The sequence below is a fragment of the Gemella haemolysans ATCC 10379 genome, assembly GCF_000173915.1.
Taxonomy (GTDB): Bacteria; Bacillota; Bacilli; order Staphylococcales; family Gemellaceae; genus Gemella; species Gemella haemolysans.
In genome coordinates this window covers 434,841-451,667 of the sequence record NZ_ACDZ02000014.1, presented here as the reverse complement: position 1 = coordinate 451,667, position 16,827 = coordinate 434,841, and the positions used below count along the sequence as shown (strand labels likewise).

Here is a 16,827-nt window from a genome sequence, read left to right as displayed (position 1 = left end):
TTATGGCTGAACTTAAAATAAAAAATCTCACTTATTCAATAGGAGATAAAACAATATTAGATAATATTACGTTTTCTGTTACTTCAGGAGATGTTGTTGCTGTTGTTGGAAAAAATGGTGTTGGTAAAACAACATTATTAAACAATATTCTAGAAAAATTAAATAAAACTAGCCAGATAACACTTGTTGGAGAAAATCCAACTCTTGGATATGTACCTCAGTTCAGACAGATAGATGAAGAACTTCCCTTATCTGCTGCTGACTTTGTATCACTTCCTATTCAAAAAGGACTTTTACCATGGCTTAGTAAAAAAGAAAAATCAAGTATTAAAGAAGCACTAGAATTAACAAATTCACTAAAACTTCAAAATAAATCTATAGGTACTCTCTCAGGTGGTGAAAAACAACGTGTATTTTTAGCACAAGCACTAGTAAATAAACCAAACCTACTACTTCTTGATGAGTTTACATCAAATCTAGATAAGACTAGTGAAATTGAATGTATGACTCTGGTTAAAGAAATTACAAAGAAAGAAAATATCATAACTCTTTGTATAACACATGAACTATCACTTATCGATGAAAAATACGTTGATAAAATACTTTATCTCGAGGAAGGTTGTTTCAAATTTATTAGTATAGAAGATTACAATATAGAAAAAAATAATCTAAAGCTATGCAAACATTATGTAGGAGATAACAATTATGCTTAATTATGATTTTATGCAGAATGCCTTTATAGCTGGAACTATTGTAGCTATAATGGCAGGCTATATAGGTGTGTTTGTAATGGCTAGAAATATGTCATTTATCTCACACACACTTTCACATGTTGGGTTCGCTGGTGCAGCCTTCGCTGTTTTCTTAGGTATTAACCCAATTTACGGACTATTAATATTCACTATTACTATGTCTTATCTAGTAGGTCATCTAAGTGTAAAAGCATTTAGACGTGAAGCTACAGTAAGCGTAATGTTAGGAATATTCTTAGGTTTAGGATTATTATTCTTATCACTAACACCTAAAAGTACAAGTTATGTTAACAACATACTATTCGGTAGTGTAGTTTCAATAACTCGAGACGATGTTAAATTAATTTTCACATTAGCAGTAGCAGTTATTCTATTACTTTCAATTTTTTATAGAAAAATCAAATTCGATTCTTTCGATGCGATTGGTGCTCGTGCATTAGGATTAAATGGAAAATTTATTTCTATCTTTTTCCTAGTTTTACTATCAGTGGCAACTAGTATTACAGTTCCAGTAGTTGGTGCATTATTAATGTTCGTCCTTCTAACAGTTCCAGCTAGTGCAGCAAGATATCTTACTAATAAAGTGGGACTAATGATAGCTATATCAATATCGTTTGCACTTATTGGTACATGGGCAGGAATCACTCTTTCATATTATACTTCCCTACCTACTACTTTCTTTATAGCAACTATTGAAGCACTATTCTACTTTTCTAGTCTAGGTTACTATAATCTAAAGAGAAAATAATAAAATATAAAATCAACTACTGTTACTATAACATTTTATAGTAACAGTGCAGGCTGTTGACAAATGCAGAAAATGCATGAGTTAACAGCCTGTTTTTTATTCCCCCAAAAAAAATTTTATAACTAAAAAAACACCCTAGTTTTATTTCTAAAACTAGGGCTTCTTTATTATCTAGGTTTTACTGAATTTCTAATTCTTTCGTATGCACCTGGTTCAACTTTATCTAGTGAATTTCTAATAATTTCTAAAGTTTTGTTATAACGATACTCTCTATAATATTGTTCAGCAACTGTTAATTGTTGGTGGAATTCAACATTATCTTTTCTGTATCTGTTCGCATAACGAATAAGTTTTTCAATTAATTCAATATCAGTAAGAATGTTATTTACTTCAGATGCATAAATATCAAGTGATTCTTCAGCTTCAGCAACTGCACGTTTTAGTAAATCGATATTGATAGGTTCTTTTTTAAGTTCCTCAAGCGCATATCTATAACTATCAGTTACATCTTTATATAATACGATAAATCTATCACTGAATCCTGGAACACGTGAGTTATCTAATTTACGTTTAATAACTTCTTTTTCTTGATTAATGAAGATAAGTTTTTCACGAGCGTGACCTTCTTCTTCACGAAGACTTGTTAAGTATCTAGAATAATTTGTTTGGTCTTCTTCGATTTTTTCTAATCCTTGACCTAATAATTCTACTTTTTCTTTTAAGTCTTTGTAGTTTAGTTTTGGTTGATTATTAATATAAACATCAATATCATGTTTAACATCAAGTAAATCACTTAACTCATCATAGTAGTTAGCAACCATTTCTTCATCTTTTTGATAAATTTGGTATCTATTTTTGATTTCTTGAATATTATTATATAGAGCTTCGTTTAATTTATCTTGTAATTCAAGTTTATTAGTAATCTCTCTATAGTTTTCTTCAATGTATTTTTTATAATCAAGTTCTTTCTTAAGATCATTAGAAACTTCATCGATAACATCATAAATACCATCAAGGATGTTTTCAATTAGATCAATATCTCCAGATTTAACTTTTTCACGAGCATCGCTTAATTGCCAAACAATACTTTCAATTTTACTTGAAATTTCTAAGTGAGTAAGTTTAAATCCTTTTTTCTCCATTTCCTCAACTTTAAGTCTTAATGACTGAATTTGAGCTGGACAAGTTTTTTCAATTTCTTTTAACAGATCAGGCAGTACTTCCATTCTTTCTTTAAGATTATCAATTAATCCCTTAACAGTATTAATTTTGTCTTGTGCTTCGATGTACTTACCAGTAGATGTTAGAAGTTTGAAATCATCAAGTTGTGGAGCTATTTCTTTGATATTTTGTTCAAATTGTTCTGCGGCTGCTCCATATTGATGACGCTTAGCTAATAGTTCTCTATTAAGCTCTTTATACTCAACTACGATTTCTTCATATAGTTCTCTATTTCTAGGTTCAACTTCTGTTAATTCTTTAATTTCTCTTCTTATTCCAGCGATTCTATCTTTAATATTTGCTATTAATTCACCACTGTTCATAATTACTTCATCAGCACGTTTGAAATTAAATTTATCAATATAAGTTTCTGCACTATAAAGATCTCTGTCAAGTTCTTCAATATCGATACTTTGAATTTCGTACCATTCGCTTTCCCATTGAGCATAAAGTTTTTCAGCTTTACCAGCAATTTCCAGCGCTTTTACTTTTTTCAAATCATCAGATAGTGTTTCTCTCTCTAGCTCATCTTTCATAACTAAAAGAGGGTATAAATCTTGTTTTTTCCTATTTCTAAAGACGAATAGTGCAACTACTCCTCCAAGAACAAGGATACACACAAATAAAAATATATATGTCATATATCTTCCCCCTGAAATTTTATATTTAATTTTTTACGTTTATTTATACAATAACCTAACAAAATTATACCATTTTTATCACAAAAAACAAAGTGTTTCAATCACTTTTTTAATTTTTTTTCAAATTTTTTTTATCTAGCAAATAGTTAAATATTTTTTATTTATTATAAGTTTTCAAAGTCAATATCCAAATAATTATAAATAATAAAAGAAGTTGATCTAAAAGTCCTAAATTTTCTAAAATATATTCTTTTATATCTATAACTCTTATCACTTTATTTTTTGTTACTATTATGCGAAAATATAGTAAAGTCTTTTAAAAAAAGAGGTATTTTAATGAACATAGTAGAAAATAAAGAATTATTTATAAGTCAAGCGACTGCTTTAGTATCAGGAGAAGAAAATTTAGTTACTAATTTATCAAACCTATCAGCCTTATACAAAGAATACTTACCAAATACAAACTGGGTTGGTTTCTATTTATTAGATGAAAAAAACAACAACTTAGTTTTAGGCCCATTCCAAGGAAAAGTAGCTTGTACTCGCATACCATTTAATAAAGGTGTATGTGGACATTGCTATACAACCAGGGAAACTATTTATGTTGAAGATGTACATAAGTTTCCAGGACACATTGCATGTGATAGTGCCACTAATAGTGAATTAGTAGTTCCTATTATCCAAAACGACAAAGTAGTAGCATTACTAGATATAGATTCAATAGAATTCGATAGATTTTCCAAAGAAGAAGTAGAAGCTTTCAGCGAAGTAACTAAACAAGTTTTTGAGAAAGTAATTTTTTAATAACAATACTAAAAGGAGATATACCAAAAAGTATATCTCCTTCTTTTTATTAATCTATGATACCTTTGAATCTAAGGTAGTTTTCGTAATCCATCTCTTTGTTGATTGCACCTTCTGGTGTTAATTCAACTACTCTATTTGCTATTGTTTGAATAAATTCATAGTCATGAGATGTGAAGAATACAGAACCTTTGAAAGCAATAATACCTTCATTGACCGCTGTAATAGATTCTAAGTCAAGGTGGTTTGTAGGCTCATCTAAAAGAATAACGTTAGCTTTAGATAACATCATCTTAGATAACATACAACGCATTTTTTCTCCCCCTGATAATACGTGGGCACGTTTAAGCGCTTCTTCACCAGAGAATAACATTCTTCCTAAGAATGAACGTAAGTAAGCTTCACTTTCCTCTTCAGGAGAAGCATATTGACGAAGCCATTCAACTAATGAAAGTTTTAATCCTTCAAAGTATTCAGAGTTATCTTTTGGCATATAACTTCTAGAAGTTGTAATACCCCATTTAACTGTACCACTATCTGGTTCCATTTCACCAGCAAGAATTTTTAATAATGTAGTTTTAGCTACTTCATCCCCTAATAAAATAACTTTATCATTAGGGTTCACAGTGAAGCTAACATTACTTAATACTTCTTTTCCTTCTACAGTTTTGCTTACACCTTCAACGATAAGTAAGTCATTTCCAATTTCACGATCTGGCGTGAAACGAACGTATGGATAACGACGGCTACTTGGTTTAATATCGTCAAGAGTAATTTTATCAAGCATTTTCTTTCTACTTGTTGCTTGTTTAGATTTAGACGCATTCGCTGAGAAACGCGCGATAAACTCTTGTAATTCTTTAATTTTTTCTTCTTTTTTCTTGTTGTTGTCTTCTGCCATTCTTCTAGCAAGTTGACTAGATTGATACCAGAAGTCATAGTTACCAACGTAAAGTTGGATTTTTCCAAAGTCTAAGTCACAAATGTGAGTACAAATGTTATTTAAGAAGTGACGGTCATGGCTGACTACGATAACTGTGTTCTCAAAGTTAATTAAGAATTCTTCTAACCACTTGATCGCACTAATATCAAGACCGTTGGTAGGCTCATCCAGAAGAAGTACATCTGGGTTACCAAATAATGCTTGAGCTAAAAGAACTTTAACCTTAATAGCATTATCAAGTTCTCCCATAAGCATTTCATGAAATTCTACAGGAATACCTAGACCCTCAAGAAGTTGTGCTGCATCACTTTCTGCAGTCCAACCATCCATCTCCGCAAACTCACCTTCAAGTTCAGCAGCAATGATTCCATCTTCTTCAGTAAATGGATCTTTCATATAAATTTCATTTTTACGGTTCATAACATCCCAAAGACGTTCGTGACCCATCATTACAACATCGATAACTCTGTTTTCTTCATATGCGAAGTGGTTCTGACGAAGTACAGCAAGACGCTCACCTTTACCTAAAGAAACGTGCCCTTGTTGTGAATCTAATTCACCAGATAATAATTTTAAGAATGTTGTTTTACCTGCTCCATTAGCCCCGATTAAACCGTAGCAGTTACCATTTGTAAATTTTATATTTACATCTTCAAATAACTTTCTATCTGCAAAACGTAAACCTAAATTTGTTACTTGTAACATTGTTTTCTCCTTTAATTCTTTAATTCTATAAAACTCTGTATATTACTTTATACTTAAAAGCTTTAAACTTAAACAATCAGATAATATAGTTAATGATTAGGGATAATTCAATATGGTGATTTCGAAAAAAAAACAATTTTATCGAATCAACACATCAAATTCATTTTAAAATGCAAATAACCATATTGAGGCGACTTAATCAGAGGACATTAAGACATCACCGTAATTAAGTCGCTCTTTTATTCTAATTATTCTTCGTTATTTTCCTTTTTACTAACACTAGCTATTAGGCTTTCAATGTGTAAGGCATATTCAGCTGTAGTGTCATATTGGAAAATAAGTTCTGGAAATTTTCTAATTTTAATTTTCTTAGCAACTTCACTTTTTACGAAACCTTTAATTTTCTTAAACGCTTCTTTTGTTTTTTCTTTTTCACGTTCTCCACCTAAAACAGTGTAGAAAACTTTTGCTTGAGAATAATCTCCTGTCAAAGCAACTTCTGTTACAGTAACAAATCCTAAATCATGATTCTTAACTTTGGTAGCTAATACATATGTAATTTCTTTTTTAATTTGTTCTGCAAGTCTGTTAACTCTAAGTTCTGACATAAAGTTTGCCTCCTATTTTTTTACTTCTTCCATGATGTATACTTCGAAGACATCTCCTTCTTTAATATCATTGAAGTTTTCAACAGTCATACCACATTCATAACCGCTTTGTACTTCTTTAACATCATCTTTAAATCTTCTTAATGTATCAATTTCACCTTCGTAAATTACTACACTATCACGAATTACACGTACTTTACCGTCACGTGATACTTTACCTTCAGTTACATAAGCACCAGCAATTGTACCAATTTTAGATACTTTATACACTTGACGTACTTCTGCAAGACCTATAACTTTTTCAACGAATTCTGGATCTAATAATCCTGTCATCGCAGCTTCAATTTCTTCAATAACTTTATAAATAATGCTGTGTAGACGAATATCTACTTGCTCAGTTTGAGCCATTTGTTTTGCATTATTATCAGGACGTACGTTAAATCCAATAACTACAGCATTAGATGCTACTGCTAATGTAATATCAGATTCGTTAATCGCACCTACACCAGTATGGATAATACGTACATTAACACCTTCAACATCGATTTTAGCTAATGACATTGCTAAAGCTTCAACAGAACCTTGAACGTCTGCTTTAATAATAATATTAAGGTCTTTCATCTCACCTTGTTTCATTTGTTCGAATAATGTATCTAATGATACAGCTGAATTTGCTTGACGAGTAGTTTCAATATATTGTTGTTGACGTTTTTCCCCGATTTGACGAGCTGTTTTTTCATCACCGAATACTACGAAACGATCTCCAGCGTTAGGAACATCTTGCAAACCTGTAATCTCAACTGGTGTAGATGGTTTAGCAGTTTGAATATTTTTACTACGATCGTTAATCATAGCACGAACACGACCAAATGTATTACCTACTACAAGTGGATCTCCAACATTTAAGCTACCATTTTGTACTAATAGTGTTGCCACTGCTCCACGACCTTTATCAAGTTTGGCCTCGATAACTGTACCTAAAGCAAGACGATTTGGATTAGCTTTTAATTCTTGCATTTCAGTTACTAACAAGATATTTTCTAATAACTCATCAATACCTTCACCTTTAAGAGCTGAGATTGGTACAAAGATTGTATCTCCCCCCCACTCTTCTGAGATTAGTCCGTATTCTACTAACTCATTCATAACTCTGTCAGGGTTAGCTTGTGGTTTATCCATTTTGTTAACCGCAACGATAATTGGTACTTCAGCCGCTTTAGCGTGGTTAATAGCTTCGATTGTTTGAGGCATTACTCCATCATCTGCTGCAACTACTAAGATAGTTACGTCAGTAATTTTAGCTCCACGTGCACGCATTGTAGTGAAGGCTGCGTGCCCTGGTGTATCTAAGAATGTAATCTTTTTATCTTTAGCACGAACTTGGTAAGCACCAATGTGTTGTGTAATTCCACCTGCTTCTCCAGCAGTTACTCTTGAATTTCTGATTGTATCTAGTAATGTAGTTTTACCGTGGTCAACGTGTCCCATGATAGTTACGATTGGCGCACGCTCTTTAAGATCTTTTTCAGCATCTTCAACTTCGAAGTAAAGATCTAAGTCTTCTTTATTGATTTCAACTTCTTCTTGGATTTCTTTACCGTAATCCATAGCGATTAACTCGATTTGCTCTAAAGTAAGAGACTGGTTAATATTCGCCATAATTTTAAGTTCCATAAATAATTTTTTAATAAGTTCAGTTGAACCTACACTTAAAACTTCAGATAACTCTCCAACAGTCATTCCATCTTTAACTAAAATAGTATCTTCTGAAATTGTTTCTTCTGATGGAGCTTCAATAATTGCTGGTTGTTGTTTTTGAGTTTTTCTGTTTTTATCTTTTTTAATTTTTTTCTTTTTATTTTTCTTACCTTCACTATTTGAAGATTGATCGTTTTGTACCGCTTTTTCTTGCTTTTTGAAAACACTATCTAGCTTAGCTAACCCCTCTTCTGTTAACATTGACATGTGATTAGATACTTCAATATTAGCATCTTTTAAAACTGTAATAAGGTCTTTTGATTGTTTTCCTACTTCTTTAGCGTACTCATAAATTCTGACTTTTTTCATTACTGTTTTCCTCCTTCTTCTAATAATTGTTTGAATTTTTTTATAAATCCATCATCAGTTATTCCTACAGCAACACGATTATCTCTTCCAATCGCGATACTTATATTTTCAATCGTAGAAAATTCGATACATTTTACATTATAAAAATTAGCCTTGTCTGTTAATTTTTTTTTCGTATTGATACCGCAATCTTCTGCAATAACTAACAATTTGATTTTATTATTTTTTAAATTTTTTGTGATTAAATCTTCACCTGTAATAAGTTTACCTGCTCTTTGCATTAAACCTAATAAATTATATGCTTTTATCATTATTTTTGTGGAATTGACTTTCTATAGATTAATCTAATTACCTCATTATAGATAGGCTCCATAACTTCTGGTGATGCAGAGAAAAACTTCTCTAATTGTTTCTTTTCTTGTGCAGCTTTAATAACTTCTAAATCAGCTACTACATAAGCTCCACGTCCTGCTTTTTTCCCAGTAGGATCTACAGAAATTTCTCCTTCTTTGTTCTTAACGATTCTTAATAAATCTTTTTTAGCGAACATTTCGTTTGTTAATATACATTTTCTTGTTGGTATTTTTCTTTTTTTCACAAACAACACCTCACTATTCTGCAGCTTTTATGTCGATTTTCCAACCTGTTAATTTAGCAGCTAGACGAACGTTTTGCCCTTTTTTACCAATTGCTAAAGAAAGTTGGTCATCTTTAACTTTAACATTAGCAATTTTCTCTTCTTCATCTATGTTGATTTCTTCTACTTTAGCAGGGGCTAATGCATTTGTAATAAATTTAACTGGATCAGCATCCCAAGTAATGATATCAATTTTTTCACCATTTAGTTCTTCAACGATACGGTTAACACGTTCACCTTTGTTACCAACACAAGCACCTACAGGATCAATGTTTTTATCTTCAGCATATACAGCTAATTTAGTTCTTTCACCTGCTTCACGTGATACACTCTTAATTTCTACAGTACCACTGTATATTTCTGGTACTTCAATTTCGAATAATCTTCTGATAAATTCAGGGTGTGATCTTGAAGCTAATACGTGTGGTTTACTTCCACGAGTTGGATTATCAACTTTCGCGATGTAAACTTTAATTGGAGTTTGTGGTACATAAGTTTCACCTTTAACTCTTTCATTCTCACCTAAAATCGCTTCGATCTTACCTAATTTAACATAAACATATCTAGAATCAATTCTATCTATTGTACCTGAAAGAATTTCACCTTCATGTTCGATATATTCTTTATAAAGGATTTCTTTTTCAGCTTCACGAAGTCTTTGTAATAAAGCTTGCTTAGCAGCTTGCGCTCCAACACGTCCAAAGTCACTTGGTAAATCAACTACTTCATAAATGTCTCCAACTTCATATGCTGGATTAATTTTTAATGCATCTTCAAGAGCAAATTCAATTCTATCGTCGTAAACTTCTTCAACAACATCTTTTCTAATAATAAATTTGTAATCACCAGTTGTTCTATTAAAATCTACTCTTACATTTTTTGCAACATTAAAATTCTTTTTGTAAGCTGATAGTAAAGCTAATTCAATAGCTTCTACTAGAATATCTTCTGCAATTCCTTTTTCTTGTTCAATTAATTTTATAGCTTTAAGCAAATCCTTGCTCATCTTTCTTTCTCCTTTAATAATTAAAATTTAACAGCTAATCTAATTTTAGCGATTTTACTATAGTTAATTGTTGATTTTTTAACTCTCGCTTTATCTTTGTATTCTACGGTAATTTCTTCACCTTCAACAGCTAGGATATCACCATAAAATTCTTTTTGATTATCAATTTTTTCATATGTTTTAATATAAACATGTTTCCCAACAGAATTAGTTACTTCTTCTAAGTCTCTTAAGTCTCTTTCGATTCCTGGAGAAGAAACCTCTAAATAGTATTTATCACTAATGAAATCTTCTTTGTCAAGTTCTTCTGCTAGTTTTTCACTTAATAATACACAATCATCAAGTGTAAGTCCACCATCTTTATCGAAGTAAATACGTAAGAAATACTCAGTTCCTTCTTTTACGTATTCTACATCATAAAGAGAAAATTCCGTATTTTCTGCTTGTTTTGTTGCTATTGCTTTAACTTTTTCTACAATACTCATACAGTACACCTCTTTCTTAAGTTTTTATTGCAATATAAAAGAGCGGAGAACCTTTCAAAATTCACCACCCTTTCGGTAATTTATTTCAATGTATGTACATTATATCATATGATTATAAATAAATCAAATGATAACTATATTTTAGTACGAATTACTTCAATTTTGTAACCATCTGGATCTTTAATGAAGTAGTAACCTGGCGGGAATCCTGGTAAACCTTTAAGGTCTGTTACATCATACCCTGCCGCTTTGTGTTTTTCATGTAGTGCTTCTAAATCTTCTACAGAAATAGCTATGTGTCCATATCCATCTCCAAGTTCATATGCACCGTGATCGTAGTTATAAGTTAATTCTAACTCATAGTTTGAACCTGGTAAAGTTAAGTATACTAATGTAAACTTGTACTCAGGAAAATCTCTTTCACGACTTACTACAAAGTCGAATGCTTCAGTATAAAATTTAACTGATTCTTTTAAATCTGCTACACGGTAGCAAGTATGTGCCATTGTTTGTACCATATTTCCACCTCTTAAAATTTATTTATTATAAAATTGTCCATCCAATTGCAACTGCACCTAATCCAAGGTGTGTAGAGATAACTGGACTTATTCCGTCAACATCTACAGTTACATTAGAATAATTTTCCTCAACATATTTTTTAATTTCTTCAGCCTTGTCTAATGCATCAACATGCAGAACACACACAGTGATGTGCTCTCCTTCATGTTGTTTATAATATTCATCAAACAATTCATACATTCTTGATACAACTTTTTTATATGTACGAATTTTTTGGAAAGGTACTATCACCTTATCATCAAAATGTAGTAGCGGCTTAACTTGAAGTAAGCTTCCTACTACTGCTTGTGCTCCACTTAAACGCCCACTACGTTGTAGGTGTGATAAATCATCAGCCATAAAGTATGCATCAGAAACTTTTTTCATCTCATTTAAAGCTGAAATTATTTCACTAGAAGTTTTACCTTCCTTAATTAGTTTTGCTGCCTTAATCGCATAATATCCTTCAGGTCTACAAGAGACTTCTGAGTCGAACGGATGAACATTTAATCCATCAACCATAAGACCAGCTACAGAATATGATGTATACGTACCACTAATTCCACTTGAAAGAGCAATAGCGATTACATCAGTATACCCTTCTTCTTTTAGTTTTTCTAAGCAAGATACAACCTCACCTATAGCAGGTTGAGAAGTCGTAGGGAAGGAATTGTTTGGATTTCTTAAGTATTCATGATATTTATCAAGTGGCATATCGATAACTTCTTTATATGAATTATTATCAATAATTAGATTTAAATAAACAGTACGAATATCTAATTCTTTCTTTAAATCATCTGATAAATATGCAGTTGAATCCATAATTATTGCAATCTTTTCCACATTCTATCCGACTATCATTAAGATAGCTTTTCCTTTCTTAGAATTTTTCGATATTATAAAGTTCAAGTTCTACTTTGGTTTCTCTACCCATAAGCTCAATCATAACATCGGCTTTGTAGTTATGTAAGTCTAAGTTTACAACTTTTCCTTCCATATCAACGAATGGACCAGAGATAACACGAACATAATCTCCAACTTCAATATCAATATCTACAACATTTGATAGACCCATTTGTTGTAAAATAAAGTTAATTTCTTCTGGTAATAATGGACTAGGTTTAGAACCACCACCGTGTGATCCTACAAATCCAGTTACACCAGGTGTATTTCTAACTACAAACCATGAATCATCTGTCATTACTAACTCAACAAGTACATATCCAGGGAATGTTTTTCTATTAACTTCTTTTTTCTTTCCTGTTGGAGTTAAGATTGTCTCTTTTTCTTCTGGAACAACGATTCTGAAAATTTTGTCTTCCATACCAAGAGACTCAACTCTTTTTTCAATATTATCTTTTACTTTGTTTTCATATCCAGAATACGTATGTATTACATACCACTCTTTACTTACTGTATCGCTCATAATAACCTCTCTTATCTACTGAAGTGTCTAATTCCAGCAGTTATTCCTAAATCTACTACGTAGCTAAATAACATTAATATTCCAACTACAACTATAACAATTAGTGTTTTTCTAACAAGTTCACTAAAAGTTGGCCAACTTACTTTACGCATTTCTGTGGCTACATTTTTCAAGAATCTAATCATTTATTAACAATCCTCCACATAAATTTCTTTACTCTCTACATTTTATAAATTATAACATAGTATAATTTATAAGTCTATATCTTTAAATATATTGCATTCTTGTACAATATATTATTGTATCATTAAATCAAAAACATTTCAATTAAATAAAGGCTCAAATAATATCTAGATTTTCTTTAAATTATTTTTCTAGTAAATCATAAGTAGCCGTTAATGTATTTCTCATTAACATTGTGATTGTTAAAGGCCCTACTCCTCCAGGTACAGGAGAAATATAAGCAACTTTCTCCATAAACTCATCAAGATTTACATCTCCAACTAACTTACCATCTTTGTAGTTATTACCTACATCAATAATCGTACAAGTTGGTTTTACTTTTTCTTTTCCACTTAGGAAATGTGCAACTCCTACACAGCTTACAATAATATCAGCTTGCTCTATTAGCTCTTCTAAATCTTTAGTTCTAGAATGAGCAGTAATTACAGTTGCATTATTTTGAAGTAATAAAGTCGAAATAGGTTTACCTACAATATTACTTCTTCCAATTACTAGAGCAAGTTTCCCGGAAATTTCCTCACCAGTTGATTTTATCATTTCTAAAATCCCTAATGGTGTACAAGGAATAAGTTTAGCTTCTCCAATCACTAACTTTCCAACATTTATAGGATGGAATCCATCTACATCTTTTGATGGAGTTACAGCATTCAGAACTTTTTCTGCATCTATGTGTTTTGGCAATGGTAATTGTACTAAAATTCCGTGAACCTTATAATCACTATTTAATTTTTCGATTTCATTTAATAAATCATCAGTAGAGATTTCTTCTGGTAACTCAATTTTTATAGAATTTATATTATTTTCTATACACGCTTTATGTTTAGAATTAACATAACTTCTTGATGCTTTATTATCTCCTACTAAAACAACTGCAAGTGTAGGTTCAACACCTTTTTCTCTTAAAGCAGCTGCTTCATTTTTAATTTCTTCTCTTAACTCTTTCGCAAGTTGTGTTCCACTAATGATTTTCGTCATTCTTTTTTCCCTTTCCAATTTTTAATTTCGATTGATTTTCTGTCCCACTTATTAATCTCAGTATATTCTTTTTGTGCATATAAATAACAAAAATACACATCACTATCATAATCCACTTATCAAATCCAGTTTCAAACAGGCTAAGGTACCCAATAGCAGTTAAACTAATAAGTATGCTACCTAATGAAACATATCCTGTTAAAAATAGTGTTGAGAAGAATATAGCTAAAAGTAACAAGCTTAACATAGGATATAAGAAGATAAATACTCCTGAACCCGTAGCTACGGCTTTTCCGCCTTTGAAGTTTGCGAAGATAGGAAAAACATGACCTATCATTGCAAATGCTCCAAATATTGATAAAAAGTCTACTCTTCCTAGCATCAATGTTGGAAGAAATGTAGCGATTATCCCTTTTGATACATCACATATAAATACTGTAACTCCTGCCTTTTTTCCAAGACATCTAAAAGTATTTGTTGTACCTAAATTTCCACTTCCAAGTGTTCTAATATCTGTATTGTAAAATACTTTCCCTACTATTAATGCAAAAGGTATCGAACCAATTACATATGCTAAAACGCAAAATAATATTATTTGTGTAATCATAGACTACCTACCTAATTATAGCTCCGTACTCTGTAAGCGCAGAAAGTACTTTATCATGTACCGCTGTTACTTCTTCATCTGTTAAAGTTTTTTGTTTATCACTATATGTAATAGTTAAAGCTAGTGATTTCTTACCAACTAATAACTCAGCGCCTACATATAAGTCGAATAATTCAACTTTAGTAATTAATTTACTATTTACTGATTCAATTACATTATAGATATTTTGATATTCATCTTTAACATCAACTAACATAGCGATGTCTCTTGTAATTTCAGGATATTTAGTTACCTCTTCATACTTAGGTTTAACTTTACTTTCTGAAATAACTTCATCTAAATTAATTTCAAATACATATGTAGTATTTAATCCAAGTTTATCTGCAACTTGAGGGTGAACTTCTCCAATAAATCCAATACGTTTTTCACCTAAATATACCTCAGCGAAACGTCCTGGGTGCATACCTTCAAGTTTAGATTTTTTATATGTAACTTTTTCATCTAAGCCTAAACAATTAAAAACAACTTCTAAGTATCCTTTAGCCACGAAGAAGTCTAATGAGCTACTTTCTTTAAGCCATTTAGTCGCTCTTTCTTCTCCAGTTAGCGCAGCACTTAAGTATAGTGTTTCTTTAGGTTGGATATTATCATCTCCACTACCGAAGAATACACGTCCAATTTCAAGAAGTTTTAGATCTTTTTGTTTTCTAGCTACGTTATATTGAACAGTGTTTAATAATCCTGGAACTAAACTTTGACGTAATGTCGAGTGAGTTTCAGTCATAGGCATTAATAATCTAACTTTGTGGTGATCTTCTAAAGTATACTCCGTAGCTTCTTCTTCAGATACTAATGAATAGTTAATAGTATCGTTAAATCCTAAGCTAGCGTATACTGCGCGCAGATCACGTACCATTCTTTGTGAATAAGTTAAACCACCTTTAGTAGTTTTAGAGAATTTTGGTAATGTTGAAGCTAGATTATCATATCCATAAATTCTAATAACTTCTTCAACTAAGTCTTGTTTAATTGAGATATCAGGTCTTCTAGTAGGTACTTTAACTACTAAGTTTTCTCCTGTTACTTCTACTGAAAAACTTAATCCTTCTAAAATAGCTACAATCTCTTCAGTAGATAATGTAATTCCAAGGTAGTTGTTAATATATGAAGTAGTAATTTCTACAACTTTCTCTTCTTCTTTATTAACTACTCCAACTGAACTTTCAACTACGGCATTTGGACATAATTCTAAGATTAATTCTACTGCACGAGCAAGGGCTGCTTTTTGCATATTAGGATCAATACCTTTTTCAAATCTTGCAGAAGAATCACTTCTTAACCCATGAGCAGCTGAAGTACGACGAACTGATGTCGGATTAAAATATGCAGATTCTAAAATAATATTTTTAGTTTCTTCACTTACTTCTGTGTTTTTACCACCCATTACTCCTCCAAGAGCAATAGCGCGCGTTCCATCAGTAATTACTAAATCAGTTGTTTGTAATTTTCTCTCTTCTCCATCAAGAGTTTCTAGAACTTCACCTTCTTTAGCATCACGAACTACGATTTTATCTCCAACTAAATCTTTATCGAATGCATGCATTGGTTGACCAAATTCTAACAGTACGTAGTTTGTAATATCTACAATGTTGTTAATCGGACGAATTCCAGAATTCATAAGTCTTGTTTGTAACCATAGTGGCGAAGATTTCACTTCAACATTTTTCACTATTTGACCTACATAGTTTCTACAAGAATCACTTTCGATAGCAACTTGTAATGAAGTAGCTTCGTATTTTTCTTCTTTTTCTACATCATTAAAGTTAACTTTGTTATTGTATAAAGCTCCTAATTCATAAGTAAGACCACGCATACTTAATGCATCCGCTCTGTTAGGTGTAATTGATAAATCTAAGATATAATCATTTAAACCAAGTACTTCAACAACATCAGAACCTAACTCTTGCTCAGTCTCAAATACGTAGATACCTTCTTGATAATTTTTAGACACTACACTCTTACTTAATCCTAATTCAGCTAATGAACAAATCATACCTTGTGATTCTACACCACGAAGTTTAGCTTTTTTAATTTTAATTCCTGGTAATTTTGCTCCTACTTTAGCAACAATTACATATTGTCCAGCATCAACATTTGGTGCACCACAAACAATTTGTAGATTTTCTTCTTCACCAACGTTTACTTGACATACATTTAATTTTTCAGCATCAGGGTGTTTTTCTTTAGATACTACATATCCAACTACAACGTTAGATATTTCTTCTGCTAAATATTCAACACCTTCAACTTCAATACCACCACGTGTGATTTTTTCAGCTAATGCATTTGCATTATCTTCAACATTCGTATATTGTTTTAACCAATTATAACTTACTAACAT

The 16,827-nt window shown here is 31.4% G+C and carries 18 protein-coding genes; 3 read left to right on the top strand and 15 right to left on the bottom strand.

The genetic code is table 11. The annotated features are described in order from the left end of the window. Positions 1-2: 2 nt before the first annotated feature. Positions 3-713: a metal ABC transporter ATP-binding protein gene (locus tag GEMHA0001_RS07705; protein WP_003144925.1), complete on the top strand. Its 711-nt coding sequence runs from the start codon at positions 3-5 to the stop codon at positions 711-713. After that, entirely contained in the window at positions 706-1,500 is a 795-nt protein-coding gene (locus tag GEMHA0001_RS07700; RefSeq protein ID WP_003145469.1) for a metal ABC transporter permease, read from the top strand. Before GEMHA0001_RS07705 ends, GEMHA0001_RS07700 begins: the two co-directional genes overlap by 8 nt. A gap of 167 nt (positions 1,501-1,667) precedes the next feature. Here the strand turns inward: GEMHA0001_RS07700 and GEMHA0001_RS07695 are convergent, their stop codons facing one another. Next, positions 1,668-3,362, bottom strand: coding sequence for a septation ring formation regulator EzrA (locus GEMHA0001_RS07695; protein WP_003145160.1), 1,695 nt, complete (start codon positions 3,360-3,362; stop codon positions 1,668-1,670). 336 nt (positions 3,363-3,698) lie between these two features. On the opposite strand from GEMHA0001_RS07695, the gene GEMHA0001_RS07690 reads away from it, so the two are divergent. After that, entirely contained in the window at positions 3,699-4,166 is a 468-nt protein-coding gene (locus GEMHA0001_RS07690; RefSeq protein ID WP_003144960.1) for a GAF domain-containing protein, read from the top strand. Between the two features lie 49 nt (positions 4,167-4,215). Here GEMHA0001_RS07690 and GEMHA0001_RS07685 read toward each other — a convergent pair whose 3' ends face one another. The 14 genes from GEMHA0001_RS07685 to pheT form a co-directional block, all read right to left on the bottom strand. Continuing rightward, positions 4,216-5,814, bottom strand: a complete 1,599-nt coding sequence (locus tag GEMHA0001_RS07685) for an ABC-F family ATP-binding cassette domain-containing protein (RefSeq protein ID WP_003144861.1) — start codon at positions 5,812-5,814, stop codon at positions 4,216-4,218. A gap of 248 nt (positions 5,815-6,062) precedes the next feature. Beyond that, positions 6,063-6,422, bottom strand: a complete 360-nt coding sequence (gene rbfA / locus GEMHA0001_RS07680; protein WP_003144962.1) for a 30S ribosome-binding factor RbfA — start codon at positions 6,420-6,422, stop codon at positions 6,063-6,065. A gap of 12 nt (positions 6,423-6,434) precedes the next feature. Then, a complete protein-coding gene (gene infB / locus GEMHA0001_RS07675) occupies positions 6,435-8,489 on the bottom strand; it encodes a translation initiation factor IF-2 (protein WP_003145728.1) in 2,055 nt (684 codons plus the stop codon). Further along, complete coding sequence (locus tag GEMHA0001_RS07670; protein WP_003145420.1) at positions 8,489-8,800, bottom strand: L7Ae/L30e/S12e/Gadd45 family ribosomal protein; 312 nt, start codon at positions 8,798-8,800, stop codon at positions 8,489-8,491. The genes infB and GEMHA0001_RS07670 overlap by 1 nt, the downstream gene beginning before the upstream one ends. Continuing rightward, entirely contained in the window at positions 8,800-9,087 is a 288-nt protein-coding gene (gene rnpM / locus GEMHA0001_RS07665) for an RNase P modulator RnpM (protein ID WP_003145486.1), read from the bottom strand. Before rnpM ends, GEMHA0001_RS07670 begins: the two co-directional genes overlap by 1 nt. Before the next feature lie 13 nt (positions 9,088-9,100). Then, positions 9,101-10,132: a transcription termination factor NusA gene (gene nusA / locus GEMHA0001_RS07660; protein WP_003145171.1), complete on the bottom strand. Its 1,032-nt coding sequence runs from the start codon at positions 10,130-10,132 to the stop codon at positions 9,101-9,103. Between the two features lie 20 nt (positions 10,133-10,152). Beyond that, positions 10,153-10,617, bottom strand: a complete 465-nt coding sequence (gene rimP, locus GEMHA0001_RS07655; RefSeq protein WP_003145277.1) for a ribosome maturation factor RimP — start codon at positions 10,615-10,617, stop codon at positions 10,153-10,155. A 134-nt stretch (positions 10,618-10,751) separates the two neighbouring features. Further along, the gene (gene gloA, locus GEMHA0001_RS07650; protein ID WP_003144934.1) at positions 10,752-11,135 is read right to left on the bottom strand and encodes a lactoylglutathione lyase; all 384 of its coding nucleotides are present in this window, start codon (positions 11,133-11,135) and stop codon (positions 10,752-10,754) included. Positions 11,136-11,160: 25 nt separating this feature from the next. Further along, positions 11,161-12,018 carry a DegV family protein gene (locus GEMHA0001_RS07645; protein WP_003145279.1) on the bottom strand — a complete coding sequence of 286 codons (858 nt, stop codon included), beginning with the start codon at positions 12,016-12,018 and terminating at the stop codon, positions 11,161-11,163. A 37-nt stretch (positions 12,019-12,055) separates the two neighbouring features. Next, complete coding sequence (gene nusG / locus GEMHA0001_RS07640; protein ID WP_003144927.1) at positions 12,056-12,601, bottom strand: transcription termination/antitermination protein NusG; 546 nt, start codon at positions 12,599-12,601, stop codon at positions 12,056-12,058. Positions 12,602-12,612: 11 nt separating this feature from the next. Continuing rightward, positions 12,613-12,786 (bottom strand): preprotein translocase subunit SecE, encoded by a 174-nt coding sequence (secE, locus tag GEMHA0001_RS07635; protein ID WP_003145602.1) that lies wholly within the window; start codon positions 12,784-12,786, stop codon positions 12,613-12,615. A gap of 181 nt (positions 12,787-12,967) precedes the next feature. Then, positions 12,968-13,819, bottom strand: a complete 852-nt coding sequence (locus GEMHA0001_RS07630) for a bifunctional methylenetetrahydrofolate dehydrogenase/methenyltetrahydrofolate cyclohydrolase (RefSeq protein ID WP_003145716.1) — start codon at positions 13,817-13,819, stop codon at positions 12,968-12,970. Next, complete coding sequence (gene plsY / locus GEMHA0001_RS07625) at positions 13,803-14,426, bottom strand: glycerol-3-phosphate 1-O-acyltransferase PlsY (protein WP_003145369.1); 624 nt, start codon at positions 14,424-14,426, stop codon at positions 13,803-13,805. Before plsY ends, GEMHA0001_RS07630 begins: the two co-directional genes overlap by 17 nt. 7 nt (positions 14,427-14,433) lie before the next feature. After that, on the bottom strand, positions 14,434-16,827 hold the full coding sequence (pheT, locus tag GEMHA0001_RS07620) for a phenylalanine--tRNA ligase subunit beta (protein ID WP_003145463.1): 2,394 nt from the start codon (positions 16,825-16,827) through the stop codon (positions 14,434-14,436).